Annotated in this window: 21 protein-coding genes and 1 pseudogene; 7 read left to right on the top strand and 15 right to left on the bottom strand. The window is 38.6% G+C overall.

What is annotated here, in order from left to right:
- Position 1 precedes the first annotated feature (1 nt).
- From AB8P06_RS01750 to AB8P06_RS01700, 11 genes and pseudogenes are all read right to left on the bottom strand, one after another.
- On the bottom strand, positions 2 to 2,878 hold the full coding sequence (locus AB8P06_RS01750; protein ID WP_369837055.1) for a TonB-dependent receptor: 2,877 nt from the start codon (positions 2,876 to 2,878) through the stop codon (positions 2 to 4).
- A gap of 135 nt (positions 2,879 to 3,013) precedes the next feature.
- Positions 3,014 to 4,717, bottom strand: coding sequence for an assimilatory sulfite reductase (NADPH) hemoprotein subunit (cysI, locus tag AB8P06_RS01745; protein ID WP_369838362.1), 1,704 nt, complete (start codon positions 4,715 to 4,717; stop codon positions 3,014 to 3,016).
- A 5-nt stretch (positions 4,718 to 4,722) separates the two neighbouring features.
- On the bottom strand, positions 4,723 to 6,432 hold the full coding sequence (locus tag AB8P06_RS01740) for a diflavin oxidoreductase (protein WP_369837052.1): 1,710 nt from the start codon (positions 6,430 to 6,432) through the stop codon (positions 4,723 to 4,725).
- Positions 6,422 to 7,267 carry a uroporphyrinogen-III C-methyltransferase gene (cobA, locus tag AB8P06_RS01735; RefSeq protein WP_369837049.1) on the bottom strand — a complete coding sequence of 282 codons (846 nt, stop codon included), beginning with the start codon at positions 7,265 to 7,267 and terminating at the stop codon, positions 6,422 to 6,424. Before cobA ends, AB8P06_RS01740 begins: the two co-directional genes overlap by 11 nt.
- Positions 7,268 to 7,293: 26 nt before the next feature.
- A pseudogene (cysK, locus tag AB8P06_RS01730) lies at positions 7,294 to 8,204 on the bottom strand (cysteine synthase A).
- A 20-nt stretch (positions 8,205 to 8,224) separates the two neighbouring features.
- Positions 8,225 to 9,088, bottom strand: a complete 864-nt coding sequence (epsC, locus tag AB8P06_RS01725; protein ID WP_369837046.1) for a serine O-acetyltransferase EpsC — start codon at positions 9,086 to 9,088, stop codon at positions 8,225 to 8,227.
- Complete coding sequence (locus tag AB8P06_RS01720; RefSeq protein WP_369837043.1) at positions 9,073 to 10,311, bottom strand: sulfate adenylyltransferase subunit 1; 1,239 nt, start codon at positions 10,309 to 10,311, stop codon at positions 9,073 to 9,075. The genes epsC and AB8P06_RS01720 overlap by 16 nt, the downstream gene beginning before the upstream one ends.
- Before the next feature lie 38 nt (positions 10,312 to 10,349).
- Complete coding sequence (gene cysD, locus AB8P06_RS01715; protein WP_369837041.1) at positions 10,350 to 11,258, bottom strand: sulfate adenylyltransferase subunit CysD; 909 nt, start codon at positions 11,256 to 11,258, stop codon at positions 10,350 to 10,352.
- An 11-nt stretch (positions 11,259 to 11,269) separates the two neighbouring features.
- Positions 11,270 to 11,977 (bottom strand): phosphoadenylyl-sulfate reductase, encoded by a 708-nt coding sequence (locus tag AB8P06_RS01710; RefSeq protein WP_369837038.1) that lies wholly within the window; start codon positions 11,975 to 11,977, stop codon positions 11,270 to 11,272.
- A gap of 96 nt (positions 11,978 to 12,073) precedes the next feature.
- Positions 12,074 to 12,484: an RrF2 family transcriptional regulator gene (locus tag AB8P06_RS01705; RefSeq protein WP_369837035.1), complete on the bottom strand. Its 411-nt coding sequence runs from the start codon at positions 12,482 to 12,484 to the stop codon at positions 12,074 to 12,076.
- Between the two features lie 206 nt (positions 12,485 to 12,690).
- Positions 12,691 to 14,121 carry an endo-beta-N-acetylglucosaminidase H gene (locus AB8P06_RS01700; RefSeq protein ID WP_369837032.1) on the bottom strand — a complete coding sequence of 477 codons (1,431 nt, stop codon included), beginning with the start codon at positions 14,119 to 14,121 and terminating at the stop codon, positions 12,691 to 12,693.
- 383 nt (positions 14,122 to 14,504) lie between these two features.
- On the opposite strand from AB8P06_RS01700, the gene AB8P06_RS01695 reads away from it, so the two are divergent.
- Both AB8P06_RS01695 and AB8P06_RS01690 read left to right on the top strand, forming a co-directional pair.
- On the top strand, positions 14,505 to 15,557 hold the full coding sequence (locus AB8P06_RS01695; protein WP_369837029.1) for a sensor histidine kinase: 1,053 nt from the start codon (positions 14,505 to 14,507) through the stop codon (positions 15,555 to 15,557).
- The gene (locus AB8P06_RS01690) at positions 15,547 to 16,239 is read left to right on the top strand and encodes a LytR/AlgR family response regulator transcription factor (RefSeq protein WP_369837026.1); all 693 of its coding nucleotides are present in this window, start codon (positions 15,547 to 15,549) and stop codon (positions 16,237 to 16,239) included. The genes AB8P06_RS01695 and AB8P06_RS01690 overlap by 11 nt, the downstream gene beginning before the upstream one ends.
- Before the next feature lie 57 nt (positions 16,240 to 16,296).
- Here the strand turns inward: AB8P06_RS01690 and AB8P06_RS01685 are convergent, their stop codons facing one another.
- Positions 16,297 to 18,942, bottom strand: coding sequence for a T9SS type A sorting domain-containing protein (locus AB8P06_RS01685; protein WP_369837023.1), 2,646 nt, complete (start codon positions 18,940 to 18,942; stop codon positions 16,297 to 16,299).
- Positions 18,943 to 19,182: 240 nt separating this feature from the next.
- Between AB8P06_RS01685 and AB8P06_RS01680 the strand changes: the two genes are divergently transcribed.
- From AB8P06_RS01680 to AB8P06_RS01665, 4 genes are read left to right on the top strand one after another with little or no spacing between them, the layout of a single operon-like run.
- Positions 19,183 to 19,692: a hypothetical protein gene (locus AB8P06_RS01680; protein ID WP_369837020.1), complete on the top strand. Its 510-nt coding sequence runs from the start codon at positions 19,183 to 19,185 to the stop codon at positions 19,690 to 19,692.
- A complete protein-coding gene (locus AB8P06_RS01675) occupies positions 19,689 to 20,036 on the top strand; it encodes a tRNA-binding protein (RefSeq protein WP_369837017.1) in 348 nt (115 codons plus the stop codon). Before AB8P06_RS01680 ends, AB8P06_RS01675 begins: the two co-directional genes overlap by 4 nt.
- 13 nt (positions 20,037 to 20,049) lie before the next feature.
- Positions 20,050 to 20,754, top strand: coding sequence for a 3'-5' exonuclease (locus tag AB8P06_RS01670; RefSeq protein ID WP_369837015.1), 705 nt, complete (start codon positions 20,050 to 20,052; stop codon positions 20,752 to 20,754).
- Between the two features lie 3 nt (positions 20,755 to 20,757).
- Entirely contained in the window at positions 20,758 to 21,084 is a 327-nt protein-coding gene (locus tag AB8P06_RS01665; RefSeq protein ID WP_007844500.1) for an SUF system Fe-S cluster assembly protein, read from the top strand.
- 73 nt (positions 21,085 to 21,157) lie between these two features.
- Here the strand turns inward: AB8P06_RS01665 and AB8P06_RS01660 are convergent, their stop codons facing one another.
- Together AB8P06_RS01660 and AB8P06_RS01655 are read right to left on the bottom strand one after the other, a co-directional pair.
- On the bottom strand, positions 21,158 to 21,997 hold the full coding sequence (locus AB8P06_RS01660; protein WP_369837010.1) for a sulfurtransferase: 840 nt from the start codon (positions 21,995 to 21,997) through the stop codon (positions 21,158 to 21,160).
- A gap of 115 nt (positions 21,998 to 22,112) precedes the next feature.
- Positions 22,113 to 22,961, bottom strand: a complete 849-nt coding sequence (locus AB8P06_RS01655) for a hydroxymethylglutaryl-CoA lyase (RefSeq protein WP_369837007.1) — start codon at positions 22,959 to 22,961, stop codon at positions 22,113 to 22,115.
- A gap of 187 nt (positions 22,962 to 23,148) precedes the next feature.
- Between AB8P06_RS01655 and pepT the strand changes: the two genes are divergently transcribed.
- Entirely contained in the window at positions 23,149 to 24,396 is a 1,248-nt protein-coding gene (gene pepT / locus AB8P06_RS01650) for a peptidase T (RefSeq protein WP_369837004.1), read from the top strand.
- Between the two features lie 76 nt (positions 24,397 to 24,472).
- Here pepT and thiL read toward each other — a convergent pair whose 3' ends face one another.
- Positions 24,473 to 25,534 carry a thiamine-phosphate kinase gene (gene thiL, locus AB8P06_RS01645; RefSeq protein ID WP_369837001.1) on the bottom strand — a complete coding sequence of 354 codons (1,062 nt, stop codon included), beginning with the start codon at positions 25,532 to 25,534 and terminating at the stop codon, positions 24,473 to 24,475.
- Between the last annotated feature and the right edge of the window lie 34 nt (positions 25,535 to 25,568).

Raw genomic sequence — 25,568 nt, 5'->3', positions numbered from 1 at the left:
ATTACAATTTTAAATCATAAGTAAAAGCCATATAATACAATCCTCCGATCTCAGGTCCGGCTGCATACTGAAAATACCGGCGGTTTAACAAATTCGTCGCTCCAAGCTTGATATTCAGATTAATTTCAGGAATTCTCCAGGTGGCCTGCGCATCAATGGTATAATAGGCCGGAATTTCGCCAGACGCCAAAGGACTTTCCCATAAAAATCTGTTCTGCCATCTTGCCACAAGAGTAAACCCGATATTCTTAACAATTTCCCGGTTTCCCAAACTTATATTTACCGCCCATTTTGGGGTATTGAAAGACGTTATAAAAAGATCGGAATTTTGGGATGAGATCAGGTCGTTGTACGATACGTTTGCATTGATATTATAATTTTTGACAAGATTATAGCGCAGCCCTAAAGAAGTGCCATAACTTTTATAGGTATTGTTACTGTTTGTATATACCCTGTAGCGGTCTTGTTTACTGCGGTCAATCATATCAAGAACAGCGTTATCACTGCCTACTTTCCCATTTTTGGGAACAGCTACTTCAACCTGGCCAAGGAAGCCTTCGTAGATATTATAATAAAAATCCCAGTCAATGACCAGTTTGTTGTTAAATAAAACCGATTTATAGCCTACTTCAAAAGAGTTTATCTTTTCCGGCTGCAGCTTTTGCAGGTTTGCAACCACCAAACGATTTCTATTATCCAAAGCTGCCTGGCTCTGGCTCTTCCCGCCGTCAACATCTGCGTTCACAGCAGAAATAAACCGGTCAATTGACGCAAGGGTGTAAGAGTTTTCAAGATACCCTAATCCTTCATTCACTTTTGTCAGTCCGCCCACCCTTCTTACATTACCGTTATTTACAAAAGAAAGAGCTTCAAATAACGAAGGAAAACGGAATCCGTTTTGAAAAGAGGCTCTGAAATTATGCTGATTAACCGGAGAATATACAACACTTACCCTTGGGTTAAATTTTGCATCAAATTCAGGGTTTCTATCAACTCTCAATGCTACATTAAGTTTTAATTTTTCATCGAAAAAAAGTTTGGTAAGCTGTGCAAAAACACCATATTTCTGATAAGTGACATCCTTCCCAAAGGTTCCGTCAGGTAATGGAATATTTCTTTCGTTGATCGGTCTTCCAAAATCAACGAAGTTATTCCCATCCGGTGTTATGCTGTAAAAACGATAATCAATCCCGGCAAGAAGATTAACTATTTTCACGAATCTGCTTAAATCATAGGTGATCTCCCCTTGGTAAAAACGGGATTTCTGTTCCAGCTTAGCGCCCCCTGTCGCGGGAGCACCGGCAACTCCGCCGTTGGCTGAATCCCAGTTATTAATTCCGATAATGGTATTCTTGAGCTGCTCAAAGGCTGTCGTTCCGGGAACCGCTCTGTTTTTATCTGCTTCCTGTCGTGCAAAAATAAAAGCATCATTCAGATTTACTCCTGCATTCAGGTTATTCTGTAATGCCGTCTGAAATATGTTTTTCCAATTTGTATTGGAAAGATTGGTGAGATCGAGATTATCTGTCAAAGGTTTAAGGTTGTAGGAATCTCCGGTATTTTCTATCGATACATAGGCTCTGAAGGTCAATTCCTTTCCGGTCAGCTCTACTTTATGATTCTGAACTGTTGCATTGTGCAGGCGGATTTTATTTCCTCTCTGAAAAGTTCCGTCAAGTAATCCGTAACGATACACATAGGAAGCCCGCCACTGATCTCCGAAACGGTAATACAACCCGGCGTCAAATTTTACATTTTTCACTTCGGGGCTTACCAGGTCTTTTTCCAGATAGCCTGTTCTCGAAACATTGAAAGTCGTTGGTTTCCCGTTATAATCTACTTTTACCGCTACCCTGTTGTTTCTTTCATCCCCGTATTTGTTCCAGAGATCTTCTGCCGGGTTATTCACAAAAGAAAACTTGGGATTTCCGGTAATCAGGGAATTGGGATTCTGATCTGTATGGTTGTCTGAGATCCAGTCGATCCCGCTAAAATAAGAAGCATTGACTTTTATTGCCAGATTTTTATTGAATGCTTTTGCAAACCTTATGGCACTTTCGCCTAACGGAGCTATTTTGTGGTTCACATTGTCTACATGATTAACTCCACCCCGGAAATAGAAGCTTAATCCTTCAGTGGTAAAAGGATCTTTGGTCTGAAGGCTTGCAAGCCCGTTAATGGCATTCATCCCGTAAAGTGCAGATGCAGCACCCGGTGTAACTTCCATAGACTGAATGTCGAGTTCTGTAGGACCACTGGCATTTCCCAACGGAACTCCCAGTGTTGCCGACTGTACATCAACACCATCTACCAACTGCATAAAACGGAAGTTATTGGGTGAATTAAACCCTCTTGAATTGGGAACTTTCAGGGTAAGGCTTGACGTAAGAAGCTGAAGGCCTTTTACATTTTCCAGGGTTTCATAGAATGAAGCTGCCGGGCTTTCCCTGATTGCTTTAATATCAATTTTCTCAATGGCAATGGGAGATCTTAATACTTTTTCGGGAACGCGGGATGCTGAGATCACCACTTCATTAATGATTGTATTCTGAGGATTCAGCTCAATCGCTATTTTATTGGAAAGGGAAAGTATCTCAACCGTGCGGCTGGTAAAATCTTTTTTCGTGATCACAATCCTGAAGGGTATTTTAACTCTTGTTCTGAGGCTAAAATTGCCCTGCTGATCCGTTAATGCTTTATCCTGGGTATTTTCAACCTGAACCTGTACTCCGGCAAGCCCTTTTTGGGTATCTGTATGGTTGATAATACCGCTTAATTCTATAAGCTGCTGCTGTGCCTGTGTGAGGTTAAAGAATAAAATTGTAAATAATAGAATGCCTGTTTTTTGCAGAAAATATCCCTGCCTGTTTTTTTTCATTGTTTATTTTTTTAGGTTAATGAGAATGTTAAGTGAGGTCTGATGGTCAACAACACATACACATTCGCATCCCTGACAGGCGCTGATAATTTTTTTTATATTTTTTCCGTCGGTAAAGAATATTGATCATATATTTTATTTTAAAGTTTGCAGGTAGCGGTATGAAAAGTCCCCGAATGTTTCTTCTTCGTTTTTCTCTTTCACATAGATCCCGAAAAGTTCATCCAAAGTGTTGAGAATCTCTTCTTCGCCTATATTTTCTTTAAATTTTGTATTCAAACGCATTCCTAATCTGTCGCCGCCTATATGAAGATTGTACTTACCATAAGCTGTCCCTACAAATCCTATTTCAGCGTTGGGTGATCTTCCGCAACCGTTTGGGCACCCGGTCATCCGGATCGTAATATCTTCTTCTAAAAGACCGTATTTTTCGAGTACCGGTTCTATTTTTGTCACTAAAGAAGGCAAATAACGCTGTGCTTCTGCCAAAGCCAGAGAACAGGTGTTCAAAGCGACGCAGGCTACAGAGTTTTTACGCAGGGCACTTGCTTCTTCCGTATAATTGAAAATTCCGTATTCTTTCAGGAGGTTTTCGATTTCCTGCTTATCTGCTTCTTCAATATCGGAAAGGATGAGGTTCTGGTTGCAGGTAAAACGGAAGTCGGCTTTTCCGGTTTCAGCTACTTTCAACAGCCCTGATTTCAAAGGATATTCTTGTGTATCCAGAACTCTTCCGTGCTCAACAAACAGGGTATAAAACCATTTTCCTTCGTGGTTTTTTATCCATCCGTAACGGTCTTTTCTCTGCTCAAACTTAAATTCCCGGGAAGGTTCAAAAGCAAAGCCTGTTCTTTTCTCAACCTCAACTTTATACTGATCTATTCCTAGCTTGTCTATTGTATATTTTAATCTTGATAACTTTCTGTCGCTTCTGTTTCCAAAGTCCCGCTGTACGGTGATGATTTCATAAACAGCCTTCAGGGCTTTTTCTTCAGTGTCTACAAAACCCAATACCGAAGCAAGACGTGCGTAGGTCGCTTCATTTCCATGCGTTGCTCCAAGCCCGCCTCCGGCAGCAATATTATAGCCAATGATCTGATCATTTTCAATAATTGCGATGAGTGCAATGTCATTAATAAAAGCATCTACATCATTATTGGGCGGAATGGCAATTCCTATTTTAAGCTTTCTTGGCAGGTATCTGTTCTGGTACAGAGGATCTTCTTCCGCTTTTCTGTCGATTAACAATTCATTATCAATCCAGATATCATAATAAGCTTTGGTTTTAGGCAGACACATTTCACTGATTTTTCCTGCCAGCTCATAAACCTCCTGGTGAACCGGAGATTCGGAAGGGTTTGATGTACAGGTAACGTTTCTGTTGACATCTCCACACGCAGCAATAGAATCGAGATGCTGAAGATTAAATTCCTGAATGGTTGGCCTCAAATGAGATTTTAAAATCCCATGCAGCTGTACGGTTTGTCTTGTGGTAATTTTTATGGTTCCGGTCGAATGTTTTCCGGCGATTTCATGAAGACCCACCCATTGTTCCGGAGTGATGAAACCTCCCGGCAAACGTAAGCGGATCATAAATGAATAAAGCCATTCCAGTTTTTTTGCAACGCGCTCTTCCCGTCTGTCTCTGTCATCCTGTTGATACATTCCATGAAACTTCACAAGGGTTTGGTCATCTTCTCTTATGGCTCCGGTAAAATCATCTGAAAGGCTTTCATTCAGAGTTCCTCTGAGCCCGTTGCTTCCGGTTTTAATCCTTTCTACCGGCGAAAGGTTATCTTTATTATCCATTTTGTTTTTTTCTTTTTTATTATTTGTGATTCATTCTAATAAACATCTTTGGCATACCTTCCGTTAAGCTCCATTTCTTCAAGGTAAAGGCCTGCTTCTTCTTTTGTACGCTTTCCATGATCCTGAATGATATTCAAAAGCGTTTCTTCCACATCTTTACTCATGGGTTCTTTTGCACCGCAGACATAGAGAGACGCACCTGCTTCAAGCCAGTTAAAAATCTCATTTGCTTTCTTTTTCAGCTTATCCTGAACGTATATTTTTTCAGCCGTATCTCTTGAGAATGCCATATCTAAATGGGTCAGCGTTCCGGTTTTCATAAAATCCAGAAGTTCCGACTGGTAGAGAAAATCTGAGATAAAATTCCGGTCACCGAAAAAGAGCCAGTTTCTTCCTTCGCTTCCTGTAGCATCCCGCTCCCAGAGAAATGACCTGAAGGGAGCGATCCCTGTTCCCGGACCAATCATGATAATGTCTTTATCTGGTTTGGGCAGTTTAAAATGTTTGGCTTCCTGAATATAAAACTCAATGCTTTCTCCTTCGTTAAATTCGCTAAGAAAACCGCTGCACAGGCCGCTTTGTTTTTTATCATCAATGAAAAACTGTGATTTGGCAACTGTGATATGAATTTCTGTGTCTCCATGGGCTTCCAGAGATGAAGAAACAGAGTATAGACGAGGCGCCTGGCCTGTTAAAACGGAAATAACCGCCTCAAATTCACCGGCATTTCTGACCGGATAAATCCGAAGCAGATCCAGAAGGCTTAAACGAACTTCGGGAATGCTATGTCCGGTTATTTGTGCATATTGGGCGACCGTTGTTTTAAGCAGGAAACTGATATTCAAATGTTTCACCAGCAATTCATCTATGCTTGCCGTAATTTTTGACGTTTCGATCTGTTTTTTGGGATCAACTCCTGTCAGTTCAATAATTTCATTGACTACAGCCCTTGCATTAACGGGAATTACCCCTAACGCATCACCCGGCTTATAAATAATCGGTTCTTCCGACTCTATTTCAATATGATAGGTTTCTTTTTCAGAAGTGATATCATTAAGGTTAATAATCGTCGAAACGGTTCCGGAATATTTTTTTCTTGAAGTTGAAGTTTTTGTTGTTAAAGCATTTGACTTAGCTGTTCCTGAGGTTTTATTCATTACTTCAAACAAATGCTCTACCCAACTGTGAGCATCCTGCTCATAATCAATATCACATTTCTTTAAAGGAATGATTCGCTGAGCTCCCAGGATTTCAAACCGGAAATCAACATCTTCTCCTGTTTTGCAAAATAGCGGATAGCTTGTATCTCCCAAGGCTAAAACACCAAATTTCAGATGATTAAGGTTTATTTCGTTCTCATGAATATGATCATAGAATTTTTTGGCCAGTATTGGTGGTTCCCCTTCTCCCTGAGTACTTATTATCATAAAGAAAAACTCTTCTTTACTCAGATCTTTAGGCTTGTACTGTGAAAGGTCTGCTAATTTCACCTGAATCCCTTTTTTCTTGATAATTCCGGCTAGCTCTGTTGCCAGTTTTTTGCTGTTTCCGGTTTCCGTTCCGTAGGCAAGTGTTATTTTCTTTACCTGATTTTCAATTATCTGGTTCTGCTCAGACACAGGAGGCTGAATAGTCAAAGCGGATCCGGCCAGCCCGGCCAGATAGCCACTCGCCCAGATGGTTTCATCTCTTGAGAAATCTCCGGAGAGTTGTTTAAGGATATTAAATTTAGTTTCAGACAGCATATTCGAAAAGGTTTTGTGTGTTTGATATGATACTTCCGTTGACTATGGACTTAAAATAAAGACCTTCCTGCTCTGCATTATCAAGCCAGGAGAATTCCTCGTGCAGGTTCACGACTTTTCCTACCACCACCAAAGAGGGAGAAGCAAAGGTTTTGTTTTCAAATTTTCTTTCAAAATCATCAAAGGATGAGGTATACACTTTTTGGTAAGGTGTGGTAGCCTGTTCGATGACCGCAATCTTTTTTTCCGCTGAAACATTCAGTTTTATAAACTTCTCGACAAGACCGGAAAGATTTCCCTTAGACATATAAAATACAAGGGTATCATTGGTTGAAGCAAGTTCTTTCCAATAATCGTCTGTAAGAATTTCTGATTTATAATAGGTCAGAAAACGGACTGATGTAGCATATCCTCTGGCTGTTAACGGCATTCCTGCATAAGCGGCAGCGCCTAAAGCAGCTGTAATTCCGGGGATGATTTCAAAGGGGATTTTTTTATTTTTTAAGGCTTCCAATTCATCCAGAATATTGGAAAATATGGAAACATCGCCGCCTTTTAACCTCACGACCACCTTATTCTGAAGGGCATAATCAACCATTAAAGTATTGATCAGAGACTGAGGGGTTGAAGCATTTTTACTGCATTCTTTACCTACATACAAAACTTCAGTATTTTCGCTAACATATTCTTCTAAAATTTCGGGGCTTACAAGGCGGTCGCACAGGATTACATCTGCTTCAGCAATTGCTTTCACTGCTTTTACCGTGATGAGATCAGGGTCGCCGGGTCCTGCACCGATAAGGTAAACCTTTGGTGTTTTATTATTTGTTTTCATTTAAAATCTGCGTTAGTTGTTAAACTTTAGAACAGTCCTTCAATGGATAGGTACCTTTCGCCCGTATCATAGTTGACGGTTAATATTTTCGATCCGGCTTTTATTTCAGGTAATTTTTTGGCTACTGCAGCTAAAGCGGCTCCTGATGAAATTCCTACAAAAAGGCCTTCTTTTTTAGCGGCATCAACAGCAAAACTAAAAGCTTCTTCTTTACCTATTTTAATGACCTCGTCCAGAATATCCGTATCCAATATGGAAGGGATAAATCCTGCTCCCAATCCCTGTAACGGATGTGGTCCGGGCTCTCCGCCGCTCAACACCGGAGACAGATCCGGCTCGACAGCAATCACTTTAATATCCGGAAAATGCTGTTTTAATACTTTTGCAATTCCTGTGATGTGGCCTCCGGTTCCCACTCCTGTAATGAAATAGTCTAAACCATCCGGAAAATCTTTCAGAATTTCCTGTGCCGTTGTGTCGGTATGGATTTTTACATTGGCAGGGTTATCAAATTGTTTCGGTATCCATGAATTGGGAGTTTCTGTCGCCAGCTCATTGGCTTTTTCAATGGCACCTTTCATTCCTTTCTCTCTTGGAGTCAGTACGAATTCCGCACCGTAGGTTTCCATAATTTTACGTCGTTCCACACTCATGCTTTCGGGCATCACAGAATAAGCTTATAACCTTTTACTGCAGCCACCAAAGCAAGTCCTATCCCGGTATTTCCGCTTGTAGGTTCTATAATGATGCTGTCTTTATTCAGCAATCCTTTTGCTTCCGCATCTTCAATCATTGCTAATGCAATCCTGTCTTTGATGCTTCCGCCCGGGTTACTTTTTTCTAATTTGATCCAGATCTCATGGCCCGGACTGAAAAGCTTATTAATTTTTACTACCGGAGTATTTCCGATGGCTTCTAGTGTGTTTTGGAATTTCATACCGATTAAATTTTTATTTTTTATATCACAAAGGTTAAGGATTCAGGTAATGAATTGTTATCTTTAGAATTGTTATCCTTAATTTTAATTTCACTTTTATTGTAAACCAGGGAATTGGAAGGAACATTTTGTGTAATCCACACATTTCCGCCAATGATGCTTCCTTTTCCTATTGTTGTTTCTCCCCCTAATATGGTTGCTCCTGAATAAATAATGACATGGTCTTCAATATTCGGATGCCTTTTCTGGTTGGCTTTCTTTTTGGAGACATTCAATGCGCCGAGGGTTACTCCCTGATAAATTTTCACATGATCCCCGATTACTGCGGTCTCCCCGATCACAATCCCCGTTCCGTGGTCAATGAAAAAGGATTCTCCGATCAATGCTCCCGGATGAATATCTATTCCTGTTTTGCTGTGTGCATATTCTGAGATTACACGGGGTAATATTTTTATTCCCTGATTCGACAGCTGATGGGATATTCTGTATACATAAGTTGCAAAATAACCCGGATAAGCCAGAAGTATTTCTTCGAGAGAGCCGGTTGCCGGATCAAATTCCAGCACCGCTTCCGCATCTACGATCAGTTTATTATATATTACGGGTAAAGCATCAAAGAAGTCAGCAACCTGTTTTTCTGCAAGACGCTCTTCTTTTATAATACTGATAATCAAATCAAAAAGAATTGCCTGTACTTTTTCAAAATCCTTTTTCAAATCACCTTCAGTATTAATATTCTGAGGCAAAAAAAGCACTTCATATAACCGGATAACAAAAGTTTCCGCTTTACTTTTATCAAAGGAGTTATAAGAACTGTTTTGCTTGTTCTTAAGAATCTGATCAATAAAATCTTCTGACATTTTCATTTCTACTGAATTATACATGCTGCCACTGTTGAGTTGGAAGTTTCATCCACCAGAATTGCCGATCCCGTTATTTTATTGTTTATAAAACTATCGTAAACCAGAGGCTGTGCGGTTTTCAAAGTAACTTTTACAATTTCATTAAGCTTTATTTCCTCTTCTGCTTTTTCGTGCACCAGGGTGTTTACATTTATTTTATAATCAATTTCTTTTACTACGGCTTTTAATACATGACTATGATGCTGCAGCAAATATTTATTGCCGGGCTGTAATGCTTTCTGATCAAGCCAGCACAGCAAAACCTCTAAGTCTTTTTCAACTTCAGGAAGCTTCTCATCAGTGGCAAAAAAATCACCTCTGCTGATATCTAAATTATCCGCGATATGAATCACCGCCGGCTGCCCTTCAAAAGCTTCATCTTTTTCAACTCCGTTAACTTCAATTTTAGTGATCTCACTCGTTGTACTCGCCGGAAGGATGTGAACAGAATTTCCTTTCTTAAAACTTCCGCTTAATATCTGTCCTGCATATCCTCTGTAATCATGCAGCTCATCAGTTTGAGGACGAATAACATACTGAACCTGGAAACGACTTCCGCCATTAAATTCTTCATTCAGGGTAACTTCTTCCAGATATTCAAGAAGTGAACCGCCATCGTACCAATCTGTTTTAGGCGATACTGATACAATATTGTCTCCCTTCAATGCAGAAATAGGAAAATACCTTACTTCATTTAAGCTCAGGTTATCAGCAATTTTTGAATATTCGTCTTTGATATTTTCATATACTTCTTCAGAATAATCCACCATATCCATTTTATTAATGGCTACTACTACTTTTTTCAGCTTCAGTAATGATGCAATGATAGAATGCCTTCTGGTCTGCTCAATGACTCCTTTTCGTGCATCAATAAGTATAACCATCAGATCTGAATTGGAGGCACCGGTAATCATATTACGGGTATATTGAACGTGCCCCGGAGCATCTGCAATAATAAATTTTCTCTTCGGAGTTGAAAAATACCTGTAGGCAACATCTATCGTTATCCCCTGCTCTCTTTCTGCACGCAAGCCGTCTGTTAAAAGAGCCAGATCCACACCGTCTTCATTCTTATTTTTGGAGTGTTTCTCCAGCACTTCCAGCTGATCCTGTAAAATGCTTTTGCTATCGTAAAGCAGTCTTCCGATCAGGGTACTTTTTCCGTCATCAACACTTCCTGCTGTTATAAATCTTAAAATATCCATCTTTTGAGTTATATATTTATGGGTAATAAGGCCATTAATTAAAAGTAGCCGCCTTTTTTACGGTCTTCCATTGCTGCTTCTGTTACTTTATCATCAATCCTGGTTTCACCGCGTTCTGAAATTCTTGTGGCCAAGATTTCTTCAATGACATCATCTATGGTATCTGCCACTGATTCCACCGCCGCCGTACACGTCATATCTCCAACTGTTCTGTAGCGAATTCTCTTTATCGCCAAAACATCATTTGTTTCCAGAGAAGCATAAGGTGAATTGGCAATCCACTGCCCGTTGAAGTCTACCACTTCTCTTTCATGGGAGAAGTAAATAAAGGGAAGTTCTATTTTTTCCCGGCGGATATAATTCCAGACATCAAGCTCCGTCCAGTTGCTTATCGGGAAAACCCTCACATTTTCCCCCTTTTGGATTTTTCCGTTGAAAATGTTCCATAATTCAGGGCGTTGAAGTTTGGGATCCCATTGTCCGAATTCATCACGAACAGAAAAGATTCTTTCTTTGGCACGGGCTTTTTCTTCGTCTCGGCGTGCGCCTCCAATGCAGGAATCAAATTCAAATTCTTCTATTGTATCAAGTAATGTAAAGGTCTGCAGCCAGTTTCTGCTTGGAAATTTACCTTTAGGTTCCGCCAGTTTTTTACGCTTAATCGTATCTTCTACTTTTCGTACAACGAGTTTAACATCCAGCTGATTCGTCAGTTGGTCACGGAAATCCAGAACTTCCGGAAAATTGTGCCCCGTATCCACGTGAACAAAAGTAAAAGGAATCTTTCCGGGACGAAATGCCTTTGACGCTAAATGGGCCAGTACAATGCTGTCTTTTCCACCGCTGAATAGTAAAGCAGGCCGTTCAAACTGTCCTGCGACTTCTCGTAAAATGTAGATCGATTCTGCTTCCAGCTGATCTAAGTAATCTAAATGATATGTTGACATCTTTTTGTTTTTTATTTATGAATATGTAAGCCGCATTCTTTTTTATCAGCATCTTCCCACCACCAGCGACCTGCCCTGAAATCTTCCCCTTCTTTAATGGCCCTGGTACAGGGTTCGCACCCGATGCTTACAAAGCCTTTCTTGTGCAGATAATTATAGGGTAAATGATGATCCCTGACATACTCTGTAACCTGCTCAGTCGTCCAGTTCAGCAGAGGATGAAATTTTATAATCTGATTATCTTCATCCCATTCCAATTGGGACATATTCTTTCTGTTTAATGAATGTTCCGCCCTTAATCCTGTAATCCATATTTTATAACCCTGCAGCGCTTTTTTCAAAGGTTCCACTTTGCGGATATTACAACATGCTTTTCTTTGCTCTACCGACTGATAAAATGAATCCGGCCCGTTTTCTGAAACAAATTCTTTTAAGGCTTCCGTATCGGGATAATAGGCTTTGATTTTTTTTTTGAAAAAAGCTCTTGTTGCACTCCAGGTTTCATAAGTTTGCTCAAAAAGCCTCCCCGTGTCTAATGTAAATACATCAACATTCAGGTCTTTTATCAGATGGGTTACTACCTGATCTTCATAACTGAAACTGGTTGAGAAGATCACCTGCTCAGGAAATCTATCCGTGAGAATTTTTAAAAAACTCCCGTCAGAAGAACTTTCAGAAGCTTCTTTCCATAATTTTTCGAACTCTTTTTTCAGACTCATTTTCAACTCGTTTGAATTAACTGTCTGCAAATATAAATTAAAATTCTATTAATCCTACCAAATTAGTAGAGTTTAGGGTAAAAAAAATTTTATCTTCTATTTCAAAAATGAGGTTAACGTGGCATCTATCATGCTTTGCCTTGTTTTTTCTCTGACATTAATTAATTCATTTCTCAGATAGCAGGTCGCTTCATCCAGACAGTCGTCACAGGGTTCATAGAAATTTAAGGAAACACAGGGGGTTAAAGCAATGGGGCCTTCAAAAATGCGGTAAATGTCTGCCAATGAAATATTGTCCGGAGATTGCAACAAATAATAGCCGCCAGCCATCCCCTGTTTGCTGTTAACAAGTTTTGCCCGTTTTAATTCCAGGAGAATCTGTTCTAAAAATTTTTTGGGAATATTTTCGTCCTGTGCAATTACAGAGGTAGACAAAAAGCCCTGATTATAGCTTCTTGCCAGTCTAACCATTGCTTTTAAAGCATATTTGCACCTTTTCGACATCATAACTGATGCAAGTTATAACAATTTATTTGATTTACGAAATCTCAAAAATTAGGGTTGCTTTTGATTGATAAAACAAAAAAAATTAAATCAATATACTTCTTTAATATAAAAATGAGAGCAGTCTTCCTCTGCTCTCATTTGTTTAAAAGAACTATCCCAAGAAATAAAATAATCTAAAATCATCTTGGGACAAACATACAATGAAACTATAATTTTACTAATTTCCATTTCTGAGCATTACTCCCATTGGCAGTCCATATCTGGATTTTAGTTCCGTCGGTCGTTGCAGATTGATTAACATCCAGACAGGAATTAGGAGCACATGCCGGGGACAATGTAAAATATCCATTTCCCACCGATGTTATTTTCCATTGCTGATTGGAAGTTCCTCCATATGACCAGATCACCTGCTGAGTTCCGTCGGCTGTACCTGAGCCGCTGTCATCTAAAGCCTTAGTGGAAGCATTGGCAGGCTGTAGTTTATAATACCCGTTATTGAGGCTGGTAATGACCCATTTCTGGGCATTTGAATTATTGGAACCCCATAATTGCACTTTTGTTCCGTTCGTAGTTCCTGAGGATGCTACATCCAATACACTCGAATTGTTAACAGCTGAAATCAGAGTATAGGTTGCTCCGGACACAATATCTGTAGAAGGTGGCGTCGTAGTTCCGTTATCATAAGTTGTAGTGTAGCCATAAAGGGCATTGGTAGCATTGGAGATATAGGATGCAATATTGGCGGAAGTCAGATTATAACACAGATAAACGCCGTAACCATCTGTTTTTGTTTTGGTCGCAAAATTGGTAGCTGTTGAAGAGCTTGTAGCCGTCACATCCACTGCAGCGGCTCCTAACTGGCTTTTTACCAATCCGGGGATATTCGGTGCAGAATAAGTACTATAATAAGGATTCCAGGCAAAATCAACTTTAGACCCCACCGTGACCCCATTGTAAGATAAGTTACTGGCAGAAGGGCCGATATTGTAAAAGCTTATTATTTTATCCGGCAATAAATCTCTGAGAGCAGTAACCAGATAAACGAATGAAGATGCATTGGGCTGTGATGTAGAGTTATTCCCGTATTCTGCATATTCGTCGTCAAAATCGATTCCATCCAGGCCATAAGTGTTGACGGCATTGGCCAACTCCTGTGCAAATGCCTGTGCGGCAGCCTGAGAAGGGAAATTGGCAAAACCTGCTCCCTGATGGTTTCCTAATACGGACAACATTACTTTTATCCCTTTATCCTGCAATGGCTTTATATAGGTTGCAGAGTTTGTAAGAACATTCGTTACCTGATCATTAAAATGCAGATAGGCTTTCTGAGTCGTTGTATTGTAGTTAATGTTAGCGGCAAAAATAATGGCAACATCAAATAACTGCTGGCCGTTGGACAATTTATATTTCCCAACTTCACGGATGTCATTGTTGTTAACTTCAACATACATCACAGAAATCGGGCTCTTTTGCAAGGTTACAATACGCGAATTTGTATTTGCTTTTAATGGTGTCGCAGCCGGACCACTATTTTCAGCTTCTGTAAGAGAATCGCTATTACAGCCTGATAAAAAAAACAGACCCATTACTAAAATTAAGATTCTGTTCAGTTTTAAAATCGAAGATAGGTTTTTCATAGATTTACGTGTTTTGCATTTATTTTATTTTTTTATTTTTGATGAAATTTGACAGACAATCTTTAAAATTTAACAGTTCCGCAGGCAATCCCTTATCATTAAATTAAAAAACAAGCATAATCCCTGTTTTTATAAAAATTACCGAAAATGATGTAAATGTTAAATTTTTATTAAGTTTTTCTAAATGTATTTCTTTATGAACATCTAAAAAAAAATATTAAACCAACAGCATTAGAATTTAAACAAAAAACAAAATCTGATCTACCAACAACATTTTTAACACTCTTAATTATCCCTTTTTGATCTATGAAAACAATTAATTTCTATCAATTTTTCACAAAAAAACAACCTGTACGGGTTCAAATGCAAAGCCTCATGAAAACATGGCCATAGATAGCCAGATGCTTAAGTCTGATTTCCGGTTAAAATATCATGTTTTATTCTGGATGACTTATTTCCTTCTCAATTTTTTGAGATGGGGAGCTTATTATGATGATTATATATATTCTTTTAAATCAAATCTTGTAGAATTTGCCCTTCACATAGCATTTATTTATTTTAATATCTTTATTTTGATCCCCCGGTTTATTTTAAAATCGAGGTATAAAAGCTATATTTTCATTATCCTATTTTGTCTTGGGCTGATCTATGTGCTTAAAACTTTTTTAATCCTATTCCTGATATCTGAGGACATCTGGCCGGAAGCCAACTTTCGGTATAAGCCTTTCGGTATTAATCATATCATTTCCGAATGTGTGGGGGAACTATATGTACTTACGTTGGCATCTTCCGTTTATCTTACCATGAACTGGTTAAGGGAAAGAGAAAGAAACAGGAAACTGCGGGAAGAACAGATTAAAATAAAGCTGAAAAATTTTGAAAACCAGATACAGCCGCATTTCTTTTTCAATACACTGAACAATTTGTATTCATTATCTATTTCAAACTCGGATCTGGTTTCCAGTGTGATCATTAAGCTGTCAAAGCTGATGAAATTTGTGCTGTATGATGTGAAAGACAATAACTTCGTGCCTTTAGTCCGTGAGCTTGAATATATCCAGAATTATATTGATATTGAAAGGCTCAGATTTAAAAATATTGAGGTAATAACGAGCATCAATTCCAACATTGAGCACATCATCGTTCCGCCTATGATTTTCATTACTTTTATAGAGAACGCCTTTAAACACGGTGGTTATAAAGGAGTTATCAAAATAAAGATCAACTGCAATACAGAAAATGATCAATATTTCGTTTTTGAAGTAATCAATAATTATGTGAATTCAAAAGAAGCTTTCCTGAAAGGCGGAATTGGAATCGAGAATGTGATCAACCGGTTAAAGCTGCTGTATCAAAATGAATTTGAACTCTCCCAGGCCAGCAAGCTGAATTATTATATTGTAAAATTAAAAATCCCTGTCAATTATGAAAACTAAATGTGTAATTGTGGATGACGAGCCTTTGGCAACTGATGTTCTGGTCAATTATTTAAAAAATTATCCGAATTATGAAGTTGTGGGTGTTTTTTTCGACTCTGTTCAGGCATTGGAATTTTTAAAGAAAAATCCCATAGATGTCCTTTTTGTAGATATTAATATGCCTCAGATGTCCGGTTTTGAATTAATCCGGCTTTATGAAAACAGCAGTAACACCAAGATTATTGTCACCACCGCATACAGGGAATTTGCTGCCGAAAGCTATGATTTAAATGTACTGGATTATCTGGTAAAGCCAATTCCTTTGTTCCGGTTTATTAAATCTGTTTCAAAGATTGAAAACGAACTGAAAAGAAAAGTGACAGATGCCAAGAGTGGCCATATTATTATAAAGGTGGAAAAAAAGATGGTCAAGCTTTGTTTTGACGAAATCCTTTTTGTAGAAGGCATGAAAGAATATATAAAAGTAATTTCCCAGGACAAAATATACATTACGTACAGAACCCTTTCCTCTATTTCAGAAGAACTTCCTGAACAATTGTTCTCCAGGGTTCACAAATCTTTTACGGTTTCTCTGGATAAAATCAATTCCATTGAAGGAAATACGCTGCATATCGCAGGTTACAGGATTCCCATAGGACGGAAATTTAATAAGGAAGTAAAAACGAAAATTTTAAAATAAAGGCATAAAAAAACAGGATAAATTTACCCTGTTTCTTTTTTAATACGATAATCCTACTTAATGTTTTACTATAAACTGTAAAGATTTGCTTTCAGATCCCGTATTGATGTTCAGTATATAGATTCCGTTTATAAGGTCAGATGTTGAAAATTTAATTTTATTCGCTCCTTTTAATCTGGAACCAGCCGGTATTGATTTTATTTGTTTTCCATAATAATCAACAACTTTAACGGCAATTTTTGCATCTTCTTTCAGTGTAAAATCCACCGTTGCCAAATCAGATACAGGATTAGGAGAAAACCTGATGCTTCCGTCAAATACAGATGCATTATCAGCTTTTTTATTTTCTTCTGAGCATTCTCCATCACAGAATATCTCCCCGTCTTTGTTTTCCCCGTTTATAGACACAAGGAAATGACATACACTTCCATATTGCTCATCGGGCTTATCTGTCGGGTATTGTGAAACCGCAAAATTATAATTTTCAAGAGTAGGTACATTGGTGTTTTCCAGCTTGAAATTAAAGACAACCGGCAGATATTCTTTCGGATCTAGACGGACATCTTTAAGTATCGCTTTCTGAGAATCTGTAATAAGAATTTCATGGGTATTATAATCTAAGACTTCAATGCCTTCTGATTTCAATCCGGTTGCTTTCCATCTGTCCCAAATCCTGTTATCCAATTTTACGGTTATTCTTCCAACCGTTTCAAAAAGAATTGCAGAACCATATACCCGTTCAAAGCGAATATCAAAATTTCTGACACTGTCAAAGTAATTTCCTATAAAAAATCCTCCGGCACCTAATGTGAATACACCATTTAATTGTACTAAAGTTGCATTTCTGGTAACAATATTATTGTTGTTTATGATGTTTGGCCCCGTCGGAGCATAAGGTCCCGGATTTTCATTATACATCGGCTGATTGGGATCAGTAATCCTTCCCAGAAAACAGATATGGCTGTAATTATTAAAAATATTCAATCCCCAGGCATTTGGATCTACCGGTTGCCATTTAGCATCAATAATATATTCTTCTCCCGGAGCTAAAGCCGGAATTGCAAAGCCTTGTCCCGGTACATACTGATTGGATGGATTAAACCCAAGATATGGAGTTTTCAATTCGTTTCCGGAAGCCTGCGTTGATCCGTTAATCGGGATTCCGTTATTCGTCCATGATTCCGGCCATGCCTGTCCTGTAGAGGCAATAGACCAGTACAATTTTGCATAGCTGGGTGCAGAAGCTGCACAACCGATATTATGTACTCTGAATCTCATTACATTATAACCCGGGCCTCCATATCCCGGATTTTCGGGTGTGATATTTAAACCATTGTCATTTGTAGCTCTGTTCCAGATGTCATTGCTTAAATATACAGGTCCAAGTGAAGCTGAAGGGTTCGGCTCTATGCCTATATCCAGATTGCTGTCAAAGGCAGCCAGATCAGAAGAAAGATTAGTCGTCATTCCTGCATAATAATTTTCATCATCTACCTGGTCAGGAAGAAAAGATCCTTCGTAAGTATTTGTATTCAATAATAAATTATTCAGGTCAATAGTCATGACTTTAAATGTCATCCCTGGATTGGGACCACTGTAAACATACTCGGTTTTAACTACAAAATAATTTCCAAATACATCTTTTTCTATCGTGTGATAATTATCTATCTGTCCAGTAATTCCTTCTCTTAAGGAATTGGTAATTGGAGCTATCGTTCCGTTGCTGAGATCGAGTGTTCGCAAACCATAATCTACCATTCCCGGAGAACCCTGAAAATTGCTTATTGAAAAAACTATATTTTGTCCGTTATTGTAAAACTCCAATCCTCCCACCATACCTCCCTGTGGTAAAGGATAGTTGGTAATGCTACAGTCAAGAGGTGCAGACGATCCAATTACAGCAGTATACAGCCTTGCCGGGTTGTATGAATTGATATTATTGGGTGGATCAGTAGAATCTCCCCAGGCCAATATTTTCAAACCGTTAGCAGATTCATATAATTCCAATTCTCTTACAGCGCTTCCAAAATAAGTAGGAAGATAATTACTAGAGACCGAAAAACTCTGAAAACTATTTGTCGGGCTTACTCCATTAATGGTAAATCTTCGAATAGTGGATACCGTAGAACTGTTATTTAAATAATTAAGCCCAACGGTGTATAAATATCTTTCATTATTTCCATTGAGTTTTGAAACAGCAATTCCCGGCAACTGAACCGGGTTCATAGGATTTGTAGGTCCCGGATATCCTAAATCAGCTATTATTCCATCATCAACAACAGATCCGATAAGGTTGGGAGATCCGTTGACCATTTTTATTACAGCATGATAAAGCTTATAAAGATACCGGTCGTCACTGTGAACATTCGGATTCGGATTATTGCCATATTCAATAAACTGCTTCACTCCTATTACATACCACTGGTCACATTTTCCCGGAACCCTGATTACCGATGTTTCTCCTTCTGATATATTAACGGCTCCCGCATTAGAAGTATTAATATTTCCTCCGATTACCGTAAATAATATATTTCCCAGCTCATCATAAGCTCCCGTTCCTGAATTAACTGATGACGGAGTAAACTGAGGCGAAGAACCCGTAAAATCTAAATAGCCTCCACCTCCTGTCAGCCATTTCGGCATTTGCCCATTCATCAATACAATACCTATACAGGTAAATAAGAATAGAATTCTTGTTTTCATAAAATTAGTTTTCCTTAAAACTAATTCCTATTGTTAAAAACAGCAATAAGAAATCATTAAGTGTATGATTATTTCAATCAAATGTAACGAATGTACAGATAACTATATTTCAATCAGATACAATTTAACTGCACAGAAAATTAATTCCGGATGTTCTTTTCTTTTTTAAAACCGTTCAAATAGCGCCAATCAGATTTTTCAGAAAATATTTTTAATACATTTGTTAAAACATATTTTTGAATGAATTTCGAACAAGTCAATTTACACCTGAATGCCTATAAAGAGCATGATCAGATCCTGGATGCGGCAAAATATTTAATTTCCTCTTTCGGGTTGGAACACAGTAATTTTGCAGGATTTGGCTTCAGGGAAGAACTCTCTCCCAACTCCATGCTTCTGACTGCCGAAGGTGCATTGGGACAGGCTCAAAGAGTAATGATCCCTAAAAACCTATTTGATTTTGATCTGAACCTGGTTCTCAATATGCTGGCTCATGAAATGCTTCATGTAAGACAAAAAGCTCCCGGAAATATCATTGAAGATAAAAATGAAAGAGAGTTTCAGGCGTATTACGAAATGCTTTTTCACAAGGTTTTCCCACAGGTTCCCGAGGTTTCGGATTTCCATAAAAAGTTTTTCGGAAATAAGGCACTGGAATACTACAGAAGAATGGGGGAAGGCTCAGAGTTGCAACAAAAATATGCTGAGCGAAAAACAGAAGTTGAACAATTAATTCAAGAATTATCATGACCATAAAACCGGAAATATCCTGGGAAGATTTTGAAAAAATAGATATGCGGTGCGGAACCATTATTTCTGTAAATGATTTTGAAAAAGCCCGAAACCCTTCCTATCAGTTAGAAATTGATTTCGGAGACCTTGGAATAAAGAAATCTTCCGCACAAATCACTTCACTTTATCAAAAAGAAGAACTGATTGGAAAACAGGTTCTTGCAGTAGTCAACTTCCCTAAAAAACAGATCGCCAATTTTTTCAGTGAATGCCTGGTGTTGGGAGTTTATGGAGAAGATAAAAAGGACGTTACTCTTCTGACCCCGTCATTACCTTCAAAAAACGGCATGCAGGTCGGCTAAACATTAAACACATATGATACAGAACATTCCATTAGAGAGAATTTTATTCCTTGATATAGAAACAGTCCCGAATGCCGGATCATGGGAAGATCTATCAGAAACCGATCAGAAACTTTGGGATAAAAAAACAAGATTTCAGAGAAAAGAAGAAATTTCCGCAGAAGAATTTTATCCGGAAAGGGCCGGAATTATGGCTGAATTTGGTAAGATAATTTGCATCACAATCGGAATGCTTGAAAAGAATGAAACTTTAAAAATTAAAAGCTTCGCCGGCCATGATGAGAAAAAGCTTCTTCAGGAATTCGGGGAAATCTTCAACAGCCCAAGACTCCGGGATGTGATTCTTTGTGCCCACAACGGGAAAGAATTTGATTTTCCATGGATTTCAAGACGGTTTCTGATCAACGGTATGTTTCCACCAGTCCCATTCCAGATGTTTGGGAAAAAGCCTTGGGAAATTCCACATATCGATACGATGGAGCTTTGGAAATTCGGAGATTACAAAAGCTTCATTTCATTGGAGTTACTGGCTCATGTTTTCGGAATTCCCACTCCTAAGGATGATATCGACGGCTCAATGGTTTCATCAATCTACTACATAGAAAAAGACTTGCAAAGAATAGTTGACTATTGTGAAAAAGATGTCTTAACTTTGGCAAATGTTTTCCGGCGTATGCGTCAGGAAGATTTGTTGAAAAGGAATATCAATCTAGATTAAAAAATGAAATTTACAGACGATCAAATTGCTGATATCGGAGAAGAAATCATAAACCAGCTTAAAACCGTTTACGACCCTGAAATCCCGGTGGATATTTATGAGTTAGGTCTTGTTTATGATGTGCAGATTTCCGAGGACGGTGATGTAAAAATTATCATGACTCTTACTACACCTAACTGCCCTGTTGCTGAAACCCTGCCACAGGAGGTTAAAGACAAGGTTGCGGAAGTAGAGCATGTAAATAGCGTAGATTTAGAGCTTACTTTTGAACCAAGCTGGAACAAGGATATGATGAGTGAGGAAGCGAAGTTTGAACTGGGAATGCTTTAATGCAAATAAATAAAGAGGCCATTTGAATGACCTCTTTTTTATTTTTTAATTTAATGATCTGAGACAGATATTTCTAAACTTCTTTTGCAATTTCCTTCCCTTCTCTTCTGCTCCATTCGCTCCACGACCCTACATACAGGTTAGGGATCTTAAAACCAGCATGTTCCAGAGCCAGAATCGTATGACACGCCGTTACTCCCGAACCACAGTGAATGATTAAATTTTCAGGATTATTTTTCAATAATTCAAGATACTTTTCTTTTAAAATTTCAGGCTTTAAGAAGTTTCCGTTTTCATCAAGATTTTCAGAAAAGGGAATATTGACCGCCCCCGGAATATGTCCCGCAACCAAATCTATAGGCTCAGATTCTCCTTTATAGCGATAAGCATCTCTTACATCAATTACAGTTGAAGAATTGTTTTTCAATTCATTTTCAACCTCTTCCAACGTTGAAACAGGAAGAAGCCAGTTCTCTCTTTTTATCAATCCGGTTTTATTAAAATGTTCATCGCCGGATGAAAATTCTAATCCGTTTTTTTCTGCAGCCTGAATACCACCATCTAAAACCTGAACATGTTTAAATCCGAAAGACTTTAGCATCCACCAGGCTCTTGCAGCTGCATTCGCACCATTTTTATCATCATACACAACAATGCGGGAATCTTCTGAAATTCCAAGATCTGAAAGGGTTTTACTGAATTTTTCAACACCCGGCAACGGATGTCTTCCTCCAAAAGCGGCATTGTCACCGATTTCGGCAAGATCTTTATCCAGATCAATAAACCGGGCTCCTTTGATATGCCTTTGAAGATAGTTCTCACGCATATCTTTTCCTGCTCTTGCATCGAGGAGGATGAGGTTTTTGTTTTGGAAATTTTCTTTTAATTCGGAAGGTGACAGGATTGGAGACATTGTATTGATTTTGGAATTAATTTTAAGATAAGTTTCGGCTGAAGCCCATTGAGGGTTTCAATACAGGAGAGCGGGTTAAAACCCGCTCCTATTGATTTTTTATGGTTAATTCATTTTAAAAATGAAAGATATCCTTTGCTTTATTATATGAGCTTTCGAAATTAAGAAGGTTTAGATTATGTTCTACCTTTTCTACACTCATAAAATTGATTACCTGTTCTGTAGGCATATTTCCCACAAGATCATCTTTTGCCATCGGGCAACCTCCGATTCCTTTAATGGCACTGTCAAATCTTCGGCAGCCTTTATCATAAGCTGCTTTTAATTTTGAGTACGAATCTTCATAACGGTTATGAAAGTGGCCCCCGAAATTGATTTCCGGATATTTTGAAGGGATCTTCTCAAATAAAAGAGAGATCGTTTCCGGCGTTGCAACTCCCGTGGTATCAGAAAGTAAGATGTTTTTAATTCCTATTTCAGAAAACCTTTGTGCCCAGAAATCCACATCTTCCCATTTCCACATTTCACCATAAGGATTTCCGAATGCCATTGAAAAATAGATGTTCAGCTCACGGTTTTCACTTTTTACCAGCTCAAGCATTTTAATAATTTCATTAAAAGCTTCCTCCTGATTCTTGTTGGTATTCCTGTGCTGGAAAGTTTCCGAAATCGAAAACGGAAATCCCAGAATATCAACAGACTGATGTTTTAAGGCTTTCTCTGCACCCCTGTAATTTCCGATAATGGCAGAAACTTTGGTGTTGGAGCGTGATTTATCAATATTTTCAGCAACCTCATCGGAATCAGCCATCTGAGGAATTGCTTTCGGAGAAACAAAGCTCAGACTATCCAATACATCAAACCCAACTTCCATTAAAGAGTTGATGTAATCTATTTTTTTATCGGTAGGGATAAATTCTCCCCAACCTTGCATTGCATCTCTAGGACATTCAGTAAGAAACATTTTTACTTTTGATTTTCTCAAATATAATAAAAACTAAACAAGTTTATATATGATCTGCACAAAGCTAACATATTTTTGATTTTCAAGAATTTATATGTGATTTAAAATTTCAATAACTGATATTCAACTGCAAATAATACATTCTGAGCACCAAATTTATTAACTTTGTTAAAATTTATGATATCTGATGAGTACAATAGAATTCAACCCATTATGGAAAGAAAAACTACTAAACCGTTTTCTTAATTATGTAAAAATATATTCGACAAGTGACGCAGAAAGCGAAGCAACCCCATCTACACCTCAACAATGGGACATCGCTAAATATATTGTTGAAGAACTGAAAACGATCGGTTTGGAAAATGTTTCGATTGATGATAACGGTTATATTATGGGCTATGTTCCTTCTAATATTGAAAATGATGAAAGACCAACGATTGGGTTTATTTCACATTACGATACATCACCGGATTTCAGTGGAGAAAATGTAAAGCCTCAGGTTTGGGAAAACTATGCCGGAGATGATCTAATTTTAAATCAGACTACAGGATTCACATTATCGCCTTCAAAATTTGAAAGTTTAAAAAAATATATCGGTCAGACTTTGATTACTACCGACGGAAATACTCTTCTGGGAGCAGATGATAAAGCGGGTTGTGCAGAAATTGTAACGGCTGCGGAATATCTGATTGCTCATCCTGAGATCAAACACGGAAGAATTGCAATAGGATTTACTCCTGATGAAGAAATCGGAAGAGGAGCCCATAAATTTGATGTTGCTAAATTCGGGGCAGAATGGGCCTACACCATGGATGGCGGAGAAGTAGGTGAACTGGAATATGAAAACTTCAATGCGGCCGGAGCTATAGTAAAAATCCACGGATTAAGCGTGCATCCGGGTTATGCTTACGGAAAAATGGTAAATGCAGCATTATTGGCTTCTGAATTTGCTCAAATGCTTCCGGCTAACGAAACACCGGCTACCACTAAAGGCTTTGACGGGTTTTATCATTTAATGGATATTACAGCTGATATTTCTGAGGCAAAACTTCAATACATCATCCGTGACCATGATGAAGAAAAATTCGAAGCCAGAAAGAAGTTTATGGAAGAAAAGGTGACTGAATTCAATCAAAAGCATGGCGCAGGCACTGCAGAAGTTGAAATAAAGGAGCAATACCGTAATATGAAGCAGCAGTTTGAAGGTAAAATGCATATCATCGACCTTGCGGCAAAAGCAATGCAGGAAGCGAATATTGAACCTAAAATCAAAGCGATCAGAGGGGGAACAGACGGAGCCCAGTTGTCTTATATGGGACTTCCATGTCCGAATATTTTCGCCGGCGGGATCAATTTCCACGGACCTTACGAATATGTTGCCCTTGAAAGCATGGAAAAAGCGACGGAGGTGATTATTAATATTGTGAAAGCCTAATCAAATTATAATCCACATTATATTAAAACCACGGCAGATGCCGTGGTTTTTAACAATATTGAAAATTAAGTATAATTTATCCTTCCTGGTTCCCTAAAAAAGCGTCCCATCCCTGTGCGGTGAGAGAAACCAATTGATTGGAGCCTCTTGCTACCATAAAGTTTCCGTCTTCTTTGTCTACTGCATGCCCGATAATGGTAAAATCAGGGTGATTTTTAATTTTGTCAAAATCACCGGACGAGATCGTGAACAACAATTCATAATCTTCTCCACCGCTTAAGGCGGTCATTACAGGATTCAGGTTCATTTCATCCGCCGTGGAAATTGTAAGGCTGTCCATCGGGATTTTCTCTTCATACAATCTGAAACCAACTTTTGACTGATCTGAAAGGTGAAGAATTTCGGAAGCCAATCCGTCAGAGATATCAATCATAGAAGTCGGTTTGATATCCAATTCTGCCAAGATCGCTTTAACATCTGTTCTTGCTTCAGGTTTCAATTGTCTTTCAAGGATATAATCGAAGCCTTCCATTTCAGGCTGCATATTCGGATCGGCAAGGAAAACAGCATGCTCTCTTTCCAGAATCTGAAGACCCATATAAGCTCCGCCAAGATCTCCGCTCACGACAAGCAGATCATTCGGTTTTGCACCGCTTCTTTTTACGATATTTTCTTCCGCCTCAATTCCTACCGCGGTAATGCTCATCACCAGTCCTGCATTGGAACTCGTGGTATCTCCGCCAATCAGATCCACTTTATAACGGCCACAAGCCGCCTGAATTCCCGAATACAGTTCTTCCAGAGCCTCTACCGGAAAACGGTTTGAAACCGCCAGAGAAACCAAAATCTGGGTAGGAGTTGCATTCATTGCTGCAATATCACTGAGATTGACGACCACTGCTTTGTAGCCTAAATGTTTTAACGGAACGTATCCTAAATTAAAATGAACTCCTTCTGCCAGAACATCGGTTGTAAGAACTACTTTTTTATTCCCGGGGTTGATCACCGCTGCATCATCTCCCACACCAAGCTCCGAAGATTCATTCGACAAGGGAAAATGCTCCGTTAAATGCTTAATCAGTCCAAATTCCCCTAATTTGGATATGGGTGTTAATTCCTGTGATTTATCTTCAAACATAAATTTTATTTTTTGTACAATGTCCAATGTAAAA

It is taken from the genome of Chryseobacterium tongliaonense, assembly GCF_041224435.1.
In the GTDB taxonomy this organism is placed as follows: domain Bacteria; phylum Bacteroidota; class Bacteroidia; order Flavobacteriales; family Weeksellaceae; genus Chryseobacterium; species Chryseobacterium tongliaoense.
Note: the sequence above shows the minus strand (reverse complement) of the source record. Positions and strands in the feature narration are given on the sequence as shown.

Coding starts and splice junctions, on each gene's coding strand:
- thiL (WP_369837001.1), bottom strand. CDS start 25,534: ATGTTTGAAGATAAATCACAGGAATTAACACCCATATCCAAATTAGGG.
- AB8P06_RS01750 (WP_369837055.1), bottom strand. CDS start 2,878: ATGAAAAAAAACAGGCAGGGATATTTTCTGCAAAAAACAGGCATTCTA.
- cysD (WP_369837041.1), bottom strand. CDS start 11,258: ATGTCAACATATCATTTAGATTACTTAGATCAGCTGGAAGCAGAATCG.
- cobA (WP_369837049.1), bottom strand. CDS start 7,267: ATGAAAACAAATAATAAAACACCAAAGGTTTACCTTATCGGTGCAGGA.
- AB8P06_RS01665 (WP_007844500.1), top strand. CDS start 20,758: ATGAAATTTACAGACGATCAAATTGCTGATATCGGAGAAGAAATCATA.
- AB8P06_RS01685 (WP_369837023.1), bottom strand. CDS start 18,942: ATGAAAACAAGAATTCTATTCTTATTTACCTGTATAGGTATTGTATTG.
- AB8P06_RS01655 (WP_369837007.1), bottom strand. CDS start 22,961: ATGTTTCTTACTGAATGTCCTAGAGATGCAATGCAAGGTTGGGGAGAA.
- AB8P06_RS01670 (WP_369837015.1), top strand. CDS start 20,050: ATGATACAGAACATTCCATTAGAGAGAATTTTATTCCTTGATATAGAA.
- AB8P06_RS01690 (WP_369837026.1), top strand. CDS start 15,547: ATGAAAACTAAATGTGTAATTGTGGATGACGAGCCTTTGGCAACTGAT.
- AB8P06_RS01675 (WP_369837017.1), top strand. CDS start 19,689: ATGACCATAAAACCGGAAATATCCTGGGAAGATTTTGAAAAAATAGAT.
- AB8P06_RS01740 (WP_369837052.1), bottom strand. CDS start 6,432: ATGCTGTCTGAAACTAAATTTAATATCCTTAAACAACTCTCCGGAGAT.
- AB8P06_RS01720 (WP_369837043.1), bottom strand. CDS start 10,311: ATGGATATTTTAAGATTTATAACAGCAGGAAGTGTTGATGACGGAAAA.
- AB8P06_RS01710 (WP_369837038.1), bottom strand. CDS start 11,977: ATGAGTCTGAAAAAAGAGTTCGAAAAATTATGGAAAGAAGCTTCTGAA.
- epsC (WP_369837046.1), bottom strand. CDS start 9,088: ATGTATAATTCAGTAGAAATGAAAATGTCAGAAGATTTTATTGATCAG.
- AB8P06_RS01695 (WP_369837029.1), top strand. CDS start 14,505: ATGGCCATAGATAGCCAGATGCTTAAGTCTGATTTCCGGTTAAAATAT.
- pepT (WP_369837004.1), top strand. CDS start 23,149: ATGAGTACAATAGAATTCAACCCATTATGGAAAGAAAAACTACTAAAC.
- AB8P06_RS01700 (WP_369837032.1), bottom strand. CDS start 14,121: ATGAAAAACCTATCTTCGATTTTAAAACTGAACAGAATCTTAATTTTA.
- AB8P06_RS01680 (WP_369837020.1), top strand. CDS start 19,183: ATGAATTTCGAACAAGTCAATTTACACCTGAATGCCTATAAAGAGCAT.
- AB8P06_RS01705 (WP_369837035.1), bottom strand. CDS start 12,484: ATGATGTCGAAAAGGTGCAAATATGCTTTAAAAGCAATGGTTAGACTG.
- AB8P06_RS01660 (WP_369837010.1), bottom strand. CDS start 21,997: ATGTCTCCAATCCTGTCACCTTCCGAATTAAAAGAAAATTTCCAAAAC.